Origin of the sequence: Streptomyces sp. A2-16 (genome assembly GCF_018128905.1) — a bacterium.
Classification (GTDB): domain Bacteria; phylum Actinomycetota; class Actinomycetes; order Streptomycetales; family Streptomycetaceae; genus Streptomyces.
Map to the genome: position 1 here is coordinate 5,730,393 of NZ_CP063808.1, position 13,939 is coordinate 5,744,331.

The following is a 13,939-nucleotide window of genomic DNA, read 5'->3' on the forward strand; positions in this document are numbered from 1 at the left end:
GCGCCGCGGCTATTCCCGGTGCCGCGCGGTGTTCACACGGCCGCAATGATCGGGGCACTGACCTGGGACGGAGCACACGCGACGACAGCGTACGGTTGATGCATGAACGTCACCCGAGGCTTCATGGGACGCCCCCGCGTCCACAACGAGGGGCTGCCACCCGGCCAGTACGACGCGGGCGACGACTGGCCCGTCCTGTCCGCGGAGGTCACCCCGGACCTGTCACCGGCCGAGTGGACGTTCCGGGTGGACGGACTGGTCGAACAGCCGCGCACCTGGGACTGGGACGAGGCGCACGCGCTGCCCGCGTCGGCCTACGAGGGTGACATCCACTGTGTGACGAGCTGGTCGAAGTTCGGGGTGCGGTTCGCGGGTGTGTCGCTGGACGCGTTCCTGGATGTGGTGCGCCCCCATGGGTCCGCCACCCATGCCGTCGCCTACTCCCACACCGGGTACACCACGAACCTGCCGCTCGCGGACCTGACCGGCGGGCGGGCCTGGATCGCCTGGGAGTACGACGGCAAGCCGCTGCCCGCCGAGCACGGCGGTCCGGCACGGCTGCTGGTGCCGCACCTGTACTTCTGGAAAAGCGCGAAGTGGATCGCGGGGCTGACGCTGCTCGACCACGACGAGCCGGGTTTCTGGGAGCAGAACGGCTATCACGCTCGGGGCAACCCGTGGGAGGAGCAGAGGTACTCCGGTGACTGAGACCTTCGCCCCCGTCACGCGGTTCGCGGTGCCGGGGCGCATCGCCGTCAGCAACCGGACCGCCGCGGTGTGGCAGACCGCCACGCTCACCGAGGTCCGCCGCGAGACCCCGTACGCGTCCACGTTCCGCTTCGCGGTGCCCGACTGGCAGGGGCATCTGCCCGGCCAGCATCTGATGCTGCGGCTGACCGCCGAGGACGGTTACTCGGCCCAGCGGCACTACTCGATCGCGTCGCCGCCTGATGACCCCGGGCACATCGAGCTGACCCTGGACCGGGTCGAGGGCGGTGAGGTCTCGGGCTGGTTCCACACGGTGGCCGAACCCGGTGACGTGGTCGAGGTGCGCGGGCCGCTGAGCGGTTTCTTCGCCTGGCCCGGTGACCGGCCCGCGCTGCTGATCGGGGCCGGTTCCGGGGTCGTACCGCTGATGTCGATGGTGCGTCATCACCGGGCGCGCGCCCTGGACGTGCCGCTGCGGCTGCTGGTGTCGGCCCGCGGCCCCGCGGAACTCATCTACGCGCGGGAGTTCGGCGCCGAGACGACCCCGGTGTTCACGCGGAGCGCGCCGGACGGGGTGCCCGTGGGACGTATGTCGGCCGTACATGTGGCCCCGCTCCTGGCCGAGCAGCCCGAGGGTGGGTGGGAGGCTTATGTGTGTGGATCCAACGCGTTCGCCGAGCATGCCTCGCGGCTGCTGGTGGAGGCGGGTCAGCCGGTCGACCGTATCCGGATCGAACGCTTCGGCTGACGGCGGTGACTGTGCGCTCCCCCACAAGTGAACGACGCGGATGGAGGGGTACTACATCTGTGTGAGCGCTCGCAGGGGTGCGTGGTGCGGAGGTCGACATGCGAACCCGGGTGCGCGGCTGGCGCTGGCGGCGCAATCCGCTCAGGCGCCGGTCGGACGTCGTGGAGGCGTGGACGGTGCTGGCGGTCGTCGTGCTGATGATGCTGGGTGCGCCGCTGGTGGGTGCGCTCGTCGGCCGATGGGCCCATGACGACGCCCGTGCGGTGGCGGCCGAGCAGCGCTCCGAACGCCACCGGGTCCGTGCCGAGGTGGTCGGCAGCGTCCCGGACTCGCCGCCGACGGTCCAGGGCGGCCGGGAGCGCTCCTACCGGGTCGCCGTGCGCTGGACGGAGACGGGGGGCGCCACGCGGACGGCCACCGCCCGGGTCCCCGCGGGCAGCGACCGGGGCGAGTGGGTCGACGTGTGGTTCGACGCCGAGGGCCGCAGCGTGGCCCCGCCGCCGGACGAGACCGCGGTCTGGCAGCACACCCTGGCGATGGGCGCCTGTGGCGCGGGGGCCGCGATCGCCGTGATCCTCCTCGGCCACTCGCTCGTCCGCGGTGCGGCGGCCCGCCACCGGCTCGCCGAGTGGGAACGGGACTGGGCCCTCACCGAGCCGCAGTGGACCCGCCGCCGCGCCTGACACCGTCGGCCCCGGGCCCGCACCCGCGCCTTCGCGAGCGCGGCGGTGACCCGACCATTCGCGACGGCCGTCCACCACCGGCCATCTCCCCCTCTCCGGCCGAGATCAGCGGCCCGGCACCCTTGACCAGCACATCCACGATCCCCGTAGGGCGGCAGCTGGGCCGGTCGGTACCGCAAAGGCCTGGCGATTCGTCCGAGCACGCACGTACGGTGTGATCATCCGGCACGGTTCCTTCGCAAAGGCGGTCCTGCATGGCCCTGTTCGACCTCCCCATCGACGAGTTGCGTGAGTACCGCAGCGAATCCGTCGAGCCCGAGGACTTCGACGCGTTCTGGTCCAAGACCCTTCAGGAGGCCCGCGAGCACGACCTGGATGCCCGCTTCGAACTCGTCGACACCGGCCTCGCCACGGTGAAGGTGTACGACGTGACGTTCGCCGGCTTCGGCGGCCACCCGGTCAAGGGCTGGTTCACCGTCCCCGCCGAGGTGTCCACGCCGGTACCGGTGGTCGTGGAGTTCATCGGGTACGGCGGCGGGCGCGGCCTGCCGCACGAACATCTGCTGTGGGCGTCGACGGGCCGGGCGCACTTCGTGATGGACACCCGCGGTCAGGGCAGCGCCTGGGGCGGCGGTGGCGGCACCGCGGACCCGGTGGCGGGCGCGCCCGCCTACCCCGGGTTCATGACCCGGGGCATCGACGCCCCCGAGAACTACTACTACCGCCGGGTGTTCACCGACGGGGTGCGTGCGGTGGAGGCGGCCCGTTCGCACCCGCTGACCGACCCGGCGCGCACGGTCGTCCTGGGCGGCAGCCAGGGCGGCGGCATCTCGATCGCGGTCGGCGGTCTGGTGCCGGACCTCGCGGCGGCCGCTCCGGACGTGCCGTTCCTGTGCGACTACCCGCGCGCGGCGACCATGACGGACCGTCACCCCTACCGGGAGATCGGCCTCTACCTCAAGACCCACCGCGGCCGCTTCGAGGACGTCCTCGGCACCCTCGCCTACTTCGACGGCGTGCACTTCGCGAGCCGCGCCCGCACGCCGGCGCTCTTCTCGGCGGCCCTGGAGGACCAGACCTGCCCGCCCTCCACCGTCTTCGCGGCCTTCAACGCCTGGGGCCACGACGACAAGGCGATCGAGGTCTACGACTTCAACGACCACGAGGGCGGCGGCCCCTATCAGGAGGCGGCGAAGCTGCGCTGGCTGCGCGCGTACGCCTGAGCACGGTGTGAGCACCACCCGGAATCTTCCCTCCGGTCCGACCAGTCGGTATGTTCGGGGCACCCGGATCGCAGCGTCGCGGTCCGGGCTTCCGGCGACGACGGAGGGCCCATGTCCGAGCACCAGCCAGCTGTCCACGGCCACTGCGACGAGCGTTTCACGCCCGTGCGCACGGCGTTCGAGGAGAACTTCCGGGACCGTGCCGAGCTGGGCGCCGCGGTGAGCGTCACGGTCGACGGCGAGACGGTCGTGGACCTGTGGGGCGGCTGGGCCGACGCGGCCCGCACCCGCCCGTGGGAGCGGGACACGCTGGTCAACGTGTGGTCGACGACGAAGGGCCCGACGGCCCTGTGCGCCCACCTCCTCGCCGACCGGGGCCTGCTCGACTTCGACGCGCCGGTGGCGACCTACTGGCCCGAGTTCGCCGCGGCGGGCAAGGAGAAGGTCCTTGTACGGCACCTGCTGTCGCACCGGGCAGGGCTGTCCGGCCTGCGTGAACCCCACTCCCTCGCCGAGCTCTACGACTGGGAGCTGACGACGGAGCGGCTGGCGGCGACGGAACCCTGGTGGGAGCCGGGCACGGTCTCCGGGTACCACGCGTTCACGTACGGCTTCCTGGTCGGCGAGGTCGTCCGACGGGTCTCCGGGCTGCTGCCGGGGGCGTTCCTGGAGCGGGAGGTGACGGGGCCCCTCGGCATCGACTTCACCATTGGGCTGCCGGAGAAGGAGGCCGGACGGGCCGCCGAGCTGGTGCACCCGCCGGCCGCGTCGAGCAGCGAACAGGCCGCGATCTTCGCCCAGTTGGCGCCCGCCGCGATAGCCGCCCTGACCAATCCCGTGGCGGGCGCGGCGGAGGCGAACACCCCCGAGTGGCGGGCCGCCGAGATCCCCGCCGCGAACGGCCACGGCACCGCCCGGGCCGTCGCCGCGCTCTACGGGATCTTCGCGGGCCACGGCACCCTCGCCGGCCACCGCGTCCTGTCCCCCGAAGCCGCCGAGCGGGTCCGCGAGAGCCAGGGCAGGTGCCTCGACCTGGTGCTGGGCGCGGGACTCGGCAGTGAGACGGAACTAGGGCTCGGTCTGTGGCTCAGCGGCCCGAACGGCTCGTACGGCCCCAATCCCCGGGCCTTCGGACACGACGGCTTCGGCGGCTCGTGCGGTCTGGCCGATCCGGAGGCGGGGGTCGCGCTGGGCTATGTGATGAACCGGATGGGTCCGCACATCGCCGACGACCCGCGGAAAATGGCGCTGGTCGAGGCCTTGTACCGCGCGCTGTGACGGCGGGAGCCCGTCCCCGGCCTCACGAGAGCTCGCCGCGCACCACGCGGGACTGGCGGCCGAGGGCCAGCAGACGGCCGTCCGCGGCCCAGACGGCACTGTCGTCGACGGCCCAGCCGGCGCCCGCGTGATCGGTCCGGATCCGCACGAGGGTCCAGCCCTCGGGGACGTCCTCGTCGAGGGCGTCGGTGAAGTGGACGGTGAGTTCCGCGCTGGGCACGGGGCGCGGGCTGCGCCAGACGGCGTACAGCGCGGGCGGGAGCACATCGGTGAGGGTGACCACCGCTCCCGCGTCGAGCACCCGCCCGTCCGTGAACCGCACCCAGGCCAGCAGCTCGGCCCGGTCCCCGCCGGCCAGCGGGAGGTCGGACGTGGCGGGCCGTATCTCCAACTGCCGGGCGAAGGGGGCCAGACGACCGGGCAGCCGGACGGCCCGGCAGGCCTCCGGGCCCGGCACGTCGGGGGCGGGTTGCCCGTCGTACGGCGTCCCGGAGCGCCCGGAGCCGAACAGGGCCGATCCGACGACGACCGGCAGGCCGTCCTGGTGGCCTGAGAAGACGCAGGCCGCGCTGCGGCGCCCGGAGGCGGGCGCGGTGCCCGACACGTGCAGCGGACCGGCGGCGGCCGGGGCCAGGAAGTGCGTGGTCAGCGTGCGGACCGGATGGGCTCCCCCGGCGAACTGCGCGCGTACGGCCGCCAGGGCGACGGCGGCGACATGGCCGCCGTGCGCTCCCTCCCAGGACCGCCACAGCGGGTCGATCCTGGCATCGTTCTCGGTGGATGTGGTCACGCGCCTCACCATAACCTGGCGAGTTGGAAATTCAAACGGATTGAGTTGGAAATCCGAACCCACTAGTCCGGGCGCCTCGCCACGACCATCCGGACCCGCGGACTGCCGTCCTTGCGCACACCGAACTCGGGCAGGGCGTGCAGTTCCACCCGGAGGCCGGCCCACTCCAGTTCCCGGCGCACGTCCCCGAGCCGGAAGGCCCGGTAGTACATGACGAACGGCGGGCGCCACAGGGCGTTGCGCACCCGCATCACGGCGTCGAAACCGAGGAGCATCCAGAAGGCCGGGGACGAGGGGCGGGGCGGGGCGACGACCGGGAAGGCGAAGCAGCCGCCCGGCCGCAGCACCTCGCGGGCCTGGGCGAACAGACCGGGCAGTTCGCGCGGCAGGAAGTGGCCGAAGGCCCCGAAGCTCACGACGAGGTCGAAGGAGGCGGGGGCGAACGGCAGGGCGCGCGCGTCACCCCGCACCCAGGACACGCGCGGCCCGCCGGACCGGGTCCGCCGCCGGGCCACGTCGAGCATTCCGGCGCTGAAGTCGACCCCGGTCACGCTCTCGCGGCAGACCCGGGTCAGCACCCGGGCACCGGCGCCGGTGCCGCAGCACAGGTCGAGCCCCGCGTCGAAGGGGCCCATCCGGCGGAGCGCGGACGCGACGGCGTCCAGCACCGCGTCGGGCGTACGGAAGGGGGTGTGATCGAACTTGGGGGCGAGCAGGTCGTAGCCGCGCTCGACGGACGACAGCGCCTGGACGGTGAGTTCGCGGAGGCTGGGGCCTTCTGGGCTGAACATCCGCGTCAGCATAGGCGAGCGCGACGGCGCAGAGGGCCAAGAGGGATCCCTACGCCGATCGACACTCCGCGAGACGCTTTTCCAGGAAGTTCCGCTCGGCGTCGTTCTCCACCAGCTGCAGTGCCCGCTCGTACGCCCGGGCCGCCTCGGTCGTACGGCCGCTGCGGCGCAGCAGGTCGGCGCGCGTGGCGGGGAGCAGGTGGTAGCCGCTCAGCTCGCCCTCCCGCTCCAGGTCGGCGACCAGCGCCAGACCCGCGTCGGGGCCCTCGGCCATGCCGACGGCGACCGCGCGGTTGAGGCGGACCACGGCGGAGGGCACGAAGCGCAGCAACTCGCCGTAGAGCGCGGCGATGTCGGCCCAGTCGGTGTCCTTCGCCGTGGCGGCCGTGGTGTGGCAGGCGGCGATGGCGGCCTGGATCTGGTACGGCCCGGGACGGCCGCGTCGCAGTGCCGTCTCCAGCAGCTTGGCGCCCTCCTCGGCCTCCGCGTGGTCCCACGCCGAGCGGTCCTGGTCCTCCAGCGTGACCAGTTCACCGGCCGCGTCCACCCGGGTCTCGCGACGGGCGTCGTGCAGGAGCAGCAGCGCGAGCAGGCCGAGAGCCTCGGGCTCGTCGGGCATGAGGCGGGCCAGGACACGCGCCAGCCGGATCGCCTCCGCGCACAGGTTCCGTCGTACGAGATCGGCGCCCGAGGTGGCCGCGTACCCTTCGTTGAACAGCAGGTAGATCACGCCGAGCACGCCCGTCGTGCGCTCGGGCAGCAGATGCGCGGGCGGCACGCGGTAGGGGATGCCGGCGTGGCGGATCTTCTTCTTGGCCCGCACCAGGCGCTGCGCCATGGTCGCCTCGGGGACGAGGAAGGCACGGGCGATCTCCGGTGTGGTCAGTCCGGCGAGGGTGCGCAGGGTCAGGGCGACCCGGGCCTCGATGTGCAGCGCCGGGTGGCAGCAGGTGAAGATCAGGCGCAGCCGGTCGTCCTGGACGCCGCTGTCGTCGTACGGCTCCTCGGGGGCCGTGAGCATCGCCGCCTCCTGCAGCTTCCGCGCCCCGACGGCCTCCCGGCGCAGCACGTCCATGGCCCGGTGGCGGGCGGTCGTGGTGAGCCAGGCGCCGGGGCGGCGCGGGACGCCGTCGCGCCGCCACCGGTCGAGGGCCTGTGCGAAGGCGTCCTGGGCGCACTCCTCGGCGAGGTCCCAGTCGCCGGTCACCCGGATCAGGGTGGCGACGACCTGGCCCCACTCGTCCCGGAAGGCGGCTGCGACGGCCTCTTCCGGGGTCACCGGGTCACTCCCACACCGGCCGCACTTCGACCGAGCCGCCGCCGAGCGCGGCCGGATGCCGGGACGCGAGGGAGATCGCCTCGTCCAGGTCGGCGACCTCGATGATGTCGATGCCGGCGATGTACTCCTTGGACTCGATGAACGGGCCGTCGGTGAGCAGGACCTCGTCGCCCTGGACACGGACGGTGGTGGCGTCCGAGGCCGGACGCAGGCGAGCGCCGCCCTTGACCAGGTCACGGCCGCGGACCTCCTCGATGTAGGAGGTGAAGCGAGGGTCCTCGGCGATCTCGGCGGGGCTGAGTTCCTCGCCGTCGACGGGGGTGCAGATCAGCAGGGCGTACTTCATGACGTGGCCTCCGTGACATGCTCGTGGACGATCAGCCAGCGCGGGCCGACGTTGCGGTAGCCGGTGGTGACGCGCAGCAGGTCGTCGCCGGTGCGGACGAGGGCGTGACCGAAGGCGATGCTCTCGTCGACGTGGACGGCGGACTCCAGCGCCTCGCGGGTGGCCGGGGCCGTCGCCGCCCATGCCTTGCGGAGTTCCTCGACGCCCTGGTGGTGCCGGCCGTTCTCCACGACCTGGGCGTCCGGCGCGTAGCAGGCGAGCACCCGGTCCACGTCCCCCGCGCGCGCCGCGTCCGTGCGCTCGGCGTCGAGGCGGCGGATCTCCCCCTCGGCGTCCTCGTCCTCCCAGAACGGCCGTACCTCCATGGCTCCGACGGTCGCCACGGGGTGCTTCGCGGCCGCCTCGATCGCCTCCTCCAGGCTGTCGCACTCCAGGACGTCGAAGCCGGCGACGTACTCCTTGGTCTCCGCGAACGGCCCGTCGGTGCGCAGCACCTCTCCACCGCGCACCCGCACGGTGACCGCGTCCGCGGGCAGGGCGAGCCGGTGCCCGTGCAGGCGTACCCGGCGGTCGCCGAGCTCCTCGACCCAGGGTTCGACGGGGGCCATGCCCGAGGCGTCGTTGGTGTCGTCGCCGCAGACGAGCAGCATGTACTTCATGGATCCTCCCGGTCCTCATGAGCTTCCTACACCCACCCGACGAACGGGGCCGACCCGAATCGACACGGGCGCGCGGAAAAAAGGTCCGCTTCGCGATTGGATGGGCTCATGACGTCCGACGAGCACGCTCGGCTGATGCGGGTCAACCAGGCGAACTGGGACGCCCGCACCCCCGTCCACCTCGCCAGCCGGTTCTACGGGCTGGACGAGGACCTCGATCCCGAGCGCTGGTTCGCCGGCTTCGAGTGGGAGGACCTCGGCGAGCTGGCCGACCGTGACGTGCTCCACCTCCAGTGCCATCTCGGCACGGAGACCGTGGCCCTCGCCCGCCGTGGGGCCCGGGCGGTGGGCCTCGACTTCTCGCAGGCCTCCGTCGCGGCCGCTCGGGGGATCGCGGCGCGGGCGGGCGCGGACGTCACGTACGTGCGGGCGAACGTGTACGACGCCGTCGAGGCCCTGCGGGGACGGCAGTTCGACGTCGTGTACACCGGCAAGGGTGCCCTGTGCTACCTGCCCGACCTGGAGCGGTGGGCGCAGGTGATCGCCCGACTCCTGCGCCCCGGCGGGATGTTGTACGTGGTCGAGTTCCATCCGCTGCTCAACTCCCTGGGCCCGAAGCCCGCTCCGGACGAAGGACCCGAGCTGCTGCTGCGCCACGACTACCTGGGCGGCGACGGCCCCGTCCACCGGGACGCGAGGCACACCTACACCGACGGACCGGCCGTCGAGGGTGCCACGGAGAGCTTCGAGTGGATGCACGGAATAGGAGAGGTCGTCAACGCGTTGACCGGGGCAGGACTGAGTGTGCGGCGGCTGCGCGAGAGCGATGAGCTGCCCTGGCCGCGCTGGCCGCGGATGACCCGCACGGCGTCCGGCTGGTGGCGGCTTCCCGAGCCGCGCATCCCGCTCCTCTACGGACTCCTCGCCACGCGCTGACGCTCCGTGGTACGGTCCTGCTAGCACTTGTGTACGCCCGTTCGAGGGCGCCGGTGCCAGTTCTCTCTCAGACAGCCGGTCCGTGCACCGGCTTCTCAGCACCACCTCAAGACCATCGGCTCAGCCGTACCGAGGTGTTGTTTCCCGCCGCCCGAAGGCGCTGTCCGCCTTCCCCGTGCGGTATCTCCCCCTTCCTTCCGCATGCCTCATGCACTTCCGTCCGTGAAAGGACCGATCCTCATGACCACCACACTCGAAATCCCTCCCGTACAGCAGCAGGCCCCGGTCCGCGCCGTCACCGGTGTCCTCGACATCGACGCCGGCGGGAAGGGTCACCTGCGCGCCGCGAGCCTGCTGCCCTCGCCCTCCGACCTCCAGGTCTCCCCCGCTCTGATCCGCAGGTTCGGCCTGCGCAAGGGGGACGTCGTCGACGGGGTGCGCGGCACCCAGCGCGCCCTCACCGAGGTCGCCCGCGTCAACGGCCGTACACCCGGCAAGAACAACCGGCACTTCCGTGACCTCACCCCGCTGCACCCCCGCGAGCGGATCCGCCTCGAACACCCCGCGTCCGGTCTGACCGGCCGGGTCGCGGATCTGATCGCGCCCGTCGGAAAGGGCCAGCGCGGGCTGATCGTGGCCCCGCCCAAGACCGGCAAGACCGTGCTGCTCCAGCAGGTCGCGGCTGCCGTCGCCGGCAACCACCCCGAGTGCCGGCTGATGGTGGTGCTGCTCGACGAACGCCCCGAGGAGGTCACCGACATGCGGCGCTCCGTGCGCGGCGAGGTGTACGCCTCGACGTTCGACCGCACGCCCAGGGAGCACATCGCACTCGCCGAGCTGGTGATCGAACGGGCCAAGCGGCTCGTCGAGGCCGGCGAGGACGTCGTGATCCTGCTCGACTCCCTGACCCGGCTGTGCCGGGCCCACAACAACGCGGCCCCCGGCAACGGCCGCACGCTCAGCGGCGGGGTCGACGCGACCGCGCTGATCGGGCCGAAGAAGTTCTTCGGCTCCGCACGGCTCGTCGAGGAGGGCGGTTCGCTGACCATCCTCGCCACCGCCCTGGTGGAGACCGGTTCCCGGGCCGACGACTACTACTTCGAGGAGCTCAAGAGCACCGGCAACATGGAGCTCCGGCTGGACCGCGAACTCGCCTCCCGGCGCGTCTTCCCGGCCGTCGCCATCAGCCCGTCGGGCACCCGCCGTGAGGAACTCCTGCTGTCCCCGGCCGAGTTGACCGCCGTACGGGGGCTGCGGCGGGTTCTGCAGAGCGGGGACGGCCAGGGCAATCTGGAGACACTTCTCCAGCGGATGCGCGAGACCCCGGACAACGCGGCGTTCCTGCGGCGGATCCAGCCGACGCTGCCGGCCGGCTAGCCCAGTCGGAGCGCCTGCCACTCCTCGTCGTCGAGGCCGAGCAGACGGTCGAGTTCGGCCCGGTCGGGTGCCGTGGGCACGTCGCCGCCGGTGGCCAGGGCCGCCGCGGCCATCAGATGGCCCAGGCGCAGGGCGGCCGCCACCCCTCTGCCTTCGAGGTGGGCCGCGAGATATCCGGCCGCGAAGGCGTCACCCGCGCCCACCCGTTCGACAATCCGTGAGTGCGGTGCGGCCACGAAGACCTCACCGCCGTCGGCGGTGTACGCCGTGGCCCCGTGTTCCGCGTCCTTGACGACGATGACGGGCGCCGGTGCGAGCAGGTCGCGGATCTCCTTCGGCCCGGCCGTGCCCCAGAGCGTCTCGGCCTCGTCACGTCCGACGAAGACGATGTCGGCGCGGCGGGCCGGCTCCAGCAGCGCGGTCGCCGGGTCCCGGTGTCTCCACAGGGCGGGGCGGTGGTTGACGTCAAAGGAGACGGTCGCGCCCGGGACCGCCCTGCGGACGACGATCTCCGCGACCAGCTCCGCGCAGCTGTCCGAGAGGGCCGCCGTGATGCCGCTGAGGTGCAGCAGCGGGGCCCGGCACGTGTGCGCGAGGGCCGGGCCCATGCGGGTGGCCGCGGAGCCCCTGCGGTAGTAGTACGTGCCGGTGCCCGCCGGGCCGGTGTCCTTGAAGTAGACGCCGGTCGGTCGGTCCGGGTCCGTCTCGACACCGCGGACGTCGACCCCGCGGTCCCGGAGGTCCGCGAGGACGCGTCGGCCGAGCGGATCGTCGCCGACGCGGCTCACCCAGGCCACGCGGTGCCCCAGGGCGGCGAGCCCGCAGGCCACGTTGGACTCGGCGCCGCCCACCTCGAGGCGCAGGACCTGCTGCCGTTCCAGGGGCTCCGGGTCGTGCGGGACGAGGACGGCCATCGTCTCGCCGAGGCAGACGACCTCCGTCGCGTCGCGAGCCCTCACGTGTCGAGCACCCGGTGCAGGAACTGCTGGGTGCGCGCTTCGGCGGGGCTGCCGAACACCTGCTCCGGCGTGCCCTGTTCGAGGACGACACCGCCGTCCATGAAGACGACCCGGTCGGCGGTGTCCCGCGCGAACCTCATCTCGTGGGTGACGACGACCATCGTCATGCCCTCCTCGGCGAGCGAGCGCATGACGCCGGTGACCTCGCCGACGAGTTCGGGGTCGAGGGCGGAGGTCGGCTCGTCGAAGAACATGATCGCCGGGTCCATGGCGAGCGCGCGGGCGATGGCGACCCGCTGCTGCTGACCGCCGGAGAGCTGCGCGGGGTAGGAGTCCGCCTTGTCGGCGAGACCGACGCGCGCCAGGGCCGCCCGTCCGCGCTCCTCGGCCTGCGCCTTGCCCAGCTTGCGCACCTTCGACAGCGCGAGGGTGACGTTGCCCAGCGCGGTCTTGTGCGGGAACAGGTTGAACTGCTGGAAGACCATGCCCACATGGCCGAAGATCTCCGGCGCGCGTTTGCGGTCGTGCAGCGGCACGTCCTTCACCCACACCTCGCCGCTGTCGGCGCGCTCCAGGTCGCACATGATCCGCAGCAGGGTGGACTTGCCGGAACCGCTGGCCCCGATGAGGACGACGACCTCACCGGGTTCGACGTCGATGTCGACGCCCTTGAGGACCTCCAGGTCCCCGAAGCGCTTGTGCACGCCGGAGAGGGAGACGCGGGCGCTCGCGACCCCCCGGTCCGTGGTCGTGGTCGTCATGCGGTGACAGCCTTTCTCTCCATCCGCCGTACCAGGACCGACAGCGGATAGCAGATGACGAAGTAGAGGACGGCGACGGCGAGATAGGACGTCGTCGGGTCGCCGACGCGGTCGATGACGGCCTGGCCCTGGCGGACGAGTTCGACGTAGCCGATGACCACCGCGATCGAGGTGTCCTTGATCAGGGAGAGGTACTGGCCGACCAGCGGCGGCAGCACGATCGCCCGGGTCTGGGGCAGGATCACCCCGCCGAAGGTCTGCACACGGCTCAGACCGAGCACCCGGGAGGCTTCCCACTGTCCGCGCGGGACGGCCTCGATGCCGGCCCGGAACACCTCGGCGATGTAGGCGCCCTGGTAGAGGGTGAGGGCGAGCAGGGCCGCGCCGAAGACACTGATGGCGAACCCGCTCAGGTAGGCCGCGCCGAAGTAGATGAAGAGCATCTGGATCAGCAGCGGGGTCCCGCGGAACACCTCCAGGTAACCGCGGGCGAGTTGGGCGAGGACCGGGATCCGGCTGGTGCGGACGGCGGCAACGAGCAGTCCGACGAGCGTGCCGGTGGCGATGGCCGCGAGGGACAGCAGCACGGTGGCCCACAGCCCGTCGACGTACAGGGCACGGTTGGACCAGATGACCGACCAGTCCATCAGGCCTCCTTGCGGCGGGGGAGCGCCGGCACCAGTCGGCGTACGGCGTCCAGAGGTTTGGGGCGTACGGCGGCAGGGCGCAGCGGCGGCTTGAACGCCACCCGTCCGACGAGTCCGGCCGCGAGCACGACCAGGTTGGTCAGGATCAGGTAGCACAGCGCGGCGATGCCGAAGACCTGGACCGTCAGCAGGGTGCGGGAGTTGATGACCATGGCCGTGCCGGTGAGCTCGGGGACGGAGATCGCCGACAGCAGCGACGAGCCGAGGATGATCTGGACGAGCTGGTTGACCACGGCCGGGTAGACGTTGCGCAGCGCCTGGGGCAGCACCACATGGACGAAGGTGCGGGACCGGCCGATGGCCAGGACGCGGGCCGCCTCGCGCTGGCCGCCGGGTACGGCCTGGATGCCGGCGCGGAAGATCTCGGTGAGATAGGCGCCGACGTTCACGCCGAGGGCGAGGACACCGGCCTGGACGGGGCTGAGCCTGAGCCCCGCCGAGGGCAGGGCGAAGTAGGCGACGAACATCTGGAGCAGGACGGGGGTGTTGCGGAGGACCTCGACGTAGACGGCGGCCGGGGCCCGCAGAACCAGGTGACGGGATCTGCGGGCGGCGGCACCGAGCAGGCCGAGGGCGCACGCGAGGGCGAAGGCCTCCAGCGACAGGCGCAGCGTGAGCCAGGCCGCGTCGAGGTAGGTGGGCCAGTCCCGCAGGGCGTACTCCCAGTCGGTGAGCATGCGTACTCCTGGGCGGG

16 protein-coding genes are annotated in these 13,939 nt (G+C 72.4%); 7 read left to right on the top strand and 9 right to left on the bottom strand.

Translation table 11 applies throughout. The features are described from left to right. Nucleotides 1-102: 102 nt before the first annotated feature. The 5 genes from IOD14_RS25670 to IOD14_RS25690 all read left to right on the top strand — a co-directional run bounded on the left by IOD14_RS25670 (nucleotide 103) and on the right by IOD14_RS25690 (nucleotide 4,640). On the top strand, nucleotides 103-708 hold the full coding sequence (locus IOD14_RS25670) for a sulfite oxidase-like oxidoreductase (protein WP_123987173.1): 606 nt from the start codon (nucleotides 103-105) through the stop codon (nucleotides 706-708). After that, nucleotides 701-1,456: a ferredoxin reductase gene (locus tag IOD14_RS25675; RefSeq protein WP_123987174.1), complete on the top strand. Its 756-nt coding sequence runs from the start codon at nucleotides 701-703 to the stop codon at nucleotides 1,454-1,456. The genes IOD14_RS25670 and IOD14_RS25675 overlap by 8 nt, the downstream gene beginning before the upstream one ends. A gap of 98 nt (nucleotides 1,457-1,554) precedes the next feature. Beyond that, nucleotides 1,555-2,139: a hypothetical protein gene (locus IOD14_RS25680; RefSeq protein ID WP_123987175.1), complete on the top strand. Its 585-nt coding sequence runs from the start codon at nucleotides 1,555-1,557 to the stop codon at nucleotides 2,137-2,139. A gap of 254 nt (nucleotides 2,140-2,393) precedes the next feature. Beyond that, on the top strand, nucleotides 2,394-3,362 hold the full coding sequence (locus IOD14_RS25685) for an acetylxylan esterase (protein ID WP_123987176.1): 969 nt from the start codon (nucleotides 2,394-2,396) through the stop codon (nucleotides 3,360-3,362). A gap of 111 nt (nucleotides 3,363-3,473) precedes the next feature. Further along, complete coding sequence (locus tag IOD14_RS25690; protein WP_212671640.1) at nucleotides 3,474-4,640, top strand: serine hydrolase domain-containing protein; 1,167 nt, start codon at nucleotides 3,474-3,476, stop codon at nucleotides 4,638-4,640. A 22-nt stretch (nucleotides 4,641-4,662) separates the two neighbouring features. Here the strand turns inward: IOD14_RS25690 and IOD14_RS25695 are convergent, their stop codons facing one another. The 5 genes from IOD14_RS25695 to IOD14_RS25715 all read right to left on the bottom strand — a co-directional run bounded on the left by IOD14_RS25695 (nucleotide 4,663) and on the right by IOD14_RS25715 (nucleotide 8,505). Continuing rightward, nucleotides 4,663-5,430: a thioesterase family protein gene (locus IOD14_RS25695; RefSeq protein ID WP_212671641.1), complete on the bottom strand. Its 768-nt coding sequence runs from the start codon at nucleotides 5,428-5,430 to the stop codon at nucleotides 4,663-4,665. A 62-nt stretch (nucleotides 5,431-5,492) separates the two neighbouring features. After that, nucleotides 5,493-6,221 carry a class I SAM-dependent methyltransferase gene (locus IOD14_RS25700; RefSeq protein WP_212671642.1) on the bottom strand — a complete coding sequence of 243 codons (729 nt, stop codon included), beginning with the start codon at nucleotides 6,219-6,221 and terminating at the stop codon, nucleotides 5,493-5,495. A 49-nt stretch (nucleotides 6,222-6,270) separates the two neighbouring features. Beyond that, nucleotides 6,271-7,500, bottom strand: a complete 1,230-nt coding sequence (locus IOD14_RS25705) for an RNA polymerase sigma factor (RefSeq protein ID WP_212671643.1) — start codon at nucleotides 7,498-7,500, stop codon at nucleotides 6,271-6,273. A gap of 4 nt (nucleotides 7,501-7,504) precedes the next feature. Continuing rightward, nucleotides 7,505-7,846: a YciI family protein gene (locus IOD14_RS25710; RefSeq protein WP_123987181.1), complete on the bottom strand. Its 342-nt coding sequence runs from the start codon at nucleotides 7,844-7,846 to the stop codon at nucleotides 7,505-7,507. Further along, complete coding sequence (locus IOD14_RS25715) at nucleotides 7,843-8,505, bottom strand: YciI family protein (RefSeq protein ID WP_123987182.1); 663 nt, start codon at nucleotides 8,503-8,505, stop codon at nucleotides 7,843-7,845. Before IOD14_RS25715 ends, IOD14_RS25710 begins: the two co-directional genes overlap by 4 nt. A 108-nt stretch (nucleotides 8,506-8,613) precedes the next feature. Between IOD14_RS25715 and IOD14_RS25720 the strand changes: the two genes are divergently transcribed. Together IOD14_RS25720 and rho are read left to right on the top strand one after the other, a co-directional pair. Next, entirely contained in the window at nucleotides 8,614-9,441 is an 828-nt protein-coding gene (locus tag IOD14_RS25720) for a class I SAM-dependent methyltransferase (RefSeq protein WP_212671644.1), read from the top strand. Between the two features lie 240 nt (nucleotides 9,442-9,681). Continuing rightward, nucleotides 9,682-10,818 carry a transcription termination factor Rho gene (rho, locus tag IOD14_RS25725; RefSeq protein WP_123987184.1) on the top strand — a complete coding sequence of 379 codons (1,137 nt, stop codon included), beginning with the start codon at nucleotides 9,682-9,684 and terminating at the stop codon, nucleotides 10,816-10,818. Here rho and IOD14_RS25730 read toward each other — a convergent pair. The 4 genes from IOD14_RS25730 to IOD14_RS25745 are packed head-to-tail and all read right to left on the bottom strand — an operon-like array spanning nucleotide 10,815 to nucleotide 13,922. Next, a complete protein-coding gene (locus IOD14_RS25730) occupies nucleotides 10,815-11,777 on the bottom strand; it encodes a sugar kinase (protein ID WP_249126058.1) in 963 nt (320 codons plus the stop codon). The genes rho and IOD14_RS25730 overlap by 4 nt on opposite strands. Continuing rightward, on the bottom strand, nucleotides 11,774-12,538 hold the full coding sequence (locus IOD14_RS25735) for an amino acid ABC transporter ATP-binding protein (protein WP_123987185.1): 765 nt from the start codon (nucleotides 12,536-12,538) through the stop codon (nucleotides 11,774-11,776). Before IOD14_RS25735 ends, IOD14_RS25730 begins: the two co-directional genes overlap by 4 nt. Continuing rightward, nucleotides 12,535-13,185: an amino acid ABC transporter permease gene (locus tag IOD14_RS25740; RefSeq protein WP_123987186.1), complete on the bottom strand. Its 651-nt coding sequence runs from the start codon at nucleotides 13,183-13,185 to the stop codon at nucleotides 12,535-12,537. The genes IOD14_RS25735 and IOD14_RS25740 overlap by 4 nt, the downstream gene beginning before the upstream one ends. After that, nucleotides 13,185-13,922, bottom strand: coding sequence for an amino acid ABC transporter permease (locus tag IOD14_RS25745; RefSeq protein WP_212671645.1), 738 nt, complete (start codon nucleotides 13,920-13,922; stop codon nucleotides 13,185-13,187). The genes IOD14_RS25740 and IOD14_RS25745 overlap by 1 nt, the downstream gene beginning before the upstream one ends. Between the last annotated feature and the right edge of the window lie 17 nt (nucleotides 13,923-13,939).

Coding starts and splice junctions, on each gene's coding strand:
- IOD14_RS25670 (WP_123987173.1), top strand. CDS start 103: ATGAACGTCACCCGAGGCTTCATGGGACGCCCCCGCGTCCACAACGAG.
- IOD14_RS25680 (WP_123987175.1), top strand. CDS start 1,555: ATGCGAACCCGGGTGCGCGGCTGGCGCTGGCGGCGCAATCCGCTCAGG.
- IOD14_RS25685 (WP_123987176.1), top strand. CDS start 2,394: ATGGCCCTGTTCGACCTCCCCATCGACGAGTTGCGTGAGTACCGCAGC.
- IOD14_RS25690 (WP_212671640.1), top strand. CDS start 3,474: ATGTCCGAGCACCAGCCAGCTGTCCACGGCCACTGCGACGAGCGTTTC.
- IOD14_RS25700 (WP_212671642.1), bottom strand. CDS start 6,221: ATGTTCAGCCCAGAAGGCCCCAGCCTCCGCGAACTCACCGTCCAGGCG.
- IOD14_RS25710 (WP_123987181.1), bottom strand. CDS start 7,846: ATGAAGTACGCCCTGCTGATCTGCACCCCCGTCGACGGCGAGGAACTC.
- IOD14_RS25715 (WP_123987182.1), bottom strand. CDS start 8,505: ATGAAGTACATGCTGCTCGTCTGCGGCGACGACACCAACGACGCCTCG.
- IOD14_RS25720 (WP_212671644.1), top strand. CDS start 8,614: ATGACGTCCGACGAGCACGCTCGGCTGATGCGGGTCAACCAGGCGAAC.
- rho (WP_123987184.1), top strand. CDS start 9,682: ATGACCACCACACTCGAAATCCCTCCCGTACAGCAGCAGGCCCCGGTC.
- IOD14_RS25735 (WP_123987185.1), bottom strand. CDS start 12,538: ATGACGACCACGACCACGGACCGGGGGGTCGCGAGCGCCCGCGTCTCC.
- IOD14_RS25740 (WP_123987186.1), bottom strand. CDS start 13,185: ATGGACTGGTCGGTCATCTGGTCCAACCGTGCCCTGTACGTCGACGGG.
- IOD14_RS25745 (WP_212671645.1), bottom strand. CDS start 13,922: ATGCTCACCGACTGGGAGTACGCCCTGCGGGACTGGCCCACCTACCTC.